Raw genomic sequence first — 1,299 nt, 5'->3', positions numbered from 1 at the left:
GGCCCCCGCGGTGCCGAGCCAGACCCCGGCCCCCTTCAGCGAGGACTCGGCCGCGAACCAGCCGACCACGGCGATCGGCAGCACCGTGCGGATGTGGGTGTTGAGGTCCCGCACCTCGGACGCGGCCAGCGCGCACCGCACGCACTCCTCGAGATGCTTCCGCAGACCACGCTCCGCCCGTGTCCGCAGGCCGCCCCTGGCGTAGGCGCCGAGCCGGTCGGCGAACCGCGCGCACTCCCCGCCGTCCGTCAACGCCCGGCTCACGTGCGCCTGGAGATACGCCTGCTTGAGGCCCTCCCTGGCCCGGTGCGTTAGCACCGCCGCGGCGTTGGGCGTGAGCCCGAGCAACGGCGCCACCTCGCGCGGCGACGCGTCCTCCACCGCGGTGTGCCACAGCACCGTCTGCCAGCGCTCGGGCAGGCTGCGGAACGCCCGCACCACCATGGACTCCTCCGCCTGACGCATGGCCCGCACGTCCGCGCCGGCCTCCTGCGTGGCCGCGCCGCCCGCCTGGACCGCGGCGGCGGACACCGCGAACGCGACGAAGTCCTCGACGAACTGCTCGCGCCTGGCCGTGCGCGCCCAGTCCGCCGCCACCCGCCGCACCGAGGTGAGCAGATAGGCCCGCACCGCCGTGTCGGGGCCCCCGCCCCGCCGCACCGCCTGCAGGGTGGCGGCGAACACCTCGTTGGTCAGGTCGTCCGCGGTGTCCGCGTCCCGGCAGCAGGTGCGCGCATACCGGCGCACGGCCTCCGCATGGCGCCGGTACAGCTCGTCGTACGCCCCCGGATCACCCCGACGCATCCCGTCGACGAGCGCGAGATCGGCCGATGCCGGCGACTCCTCCTCCAGACGCTGCCGTGGAATCTTGGAATCGTCGTCCTGCCCCTCAACGACCATGCGGCGAGCCCTCGTATTTACATTGGCGTCAGCGACAGCGCTCAGCGTGCCACAGGAAACACGCCGCCCAGCCGGAGTCGCCCGAGAACCACCCGTCCGAGGGTCATCTCCCCAACGCGGGCTCCGCGCGCAGCCCTTGGAGGAGTATCTCCAGCAGCCGCTCGGCTGCCGCCGACTGCCGCGCCGGATCCTCGATGCGCGGCGGCGTGGTGGCTATCACCAACATCAGGTCCGCCACCGTCACATCGGCCCGCAGCTCCCCGGCCGCCCGCGTCCGCTCCACCAACTGCCCCACGGCCGACAGCAACTCCACCGTGCCCGCGGTCCCGGGACGCGCCGCCTCCGCACCGCGCTGGTGCGGCACCCGCTCCCCGGCGCCCGACTCACCCCCGGCCGCAC

The 1,299-nt window shown here is 74.4% G+C and carries 1 protein-coding gene and 1 pseudogene; both read right to left on the bottom strand.

Translation table 11 applies throughout. The features are described 5' to 3' along the window. On the bottom strand, positions 1-804 hold an 804-nt coding region (locus E1265_RS36290; protein WP_243741367.1), incomplete at its 3' end, for a sigma-70 family RNA polymerase sigma factor. Positions 805-1,003: 199 nt separating this feature from the next. Beyond that, positions 1,004-1,299: pseudogene (locus tag E1265_RS36285) on the bottom strand (TetR/AcrR family transcriptional regulator); the annotation flags it as partial.

The sequence above is a fragment of the Streptomyces sp. 8K308 genome, from assembly GCF_004348315.1.
GTDB lineage: Bacteria > Actinomycetota > Actinomycetes > Streptomycetales > Streptomycetaceae > Streptomyces.
Note: the sequence above shows the minus strand (reverse complement) of the source record. Positions and strands in the feature narration are given on the sequence as shown.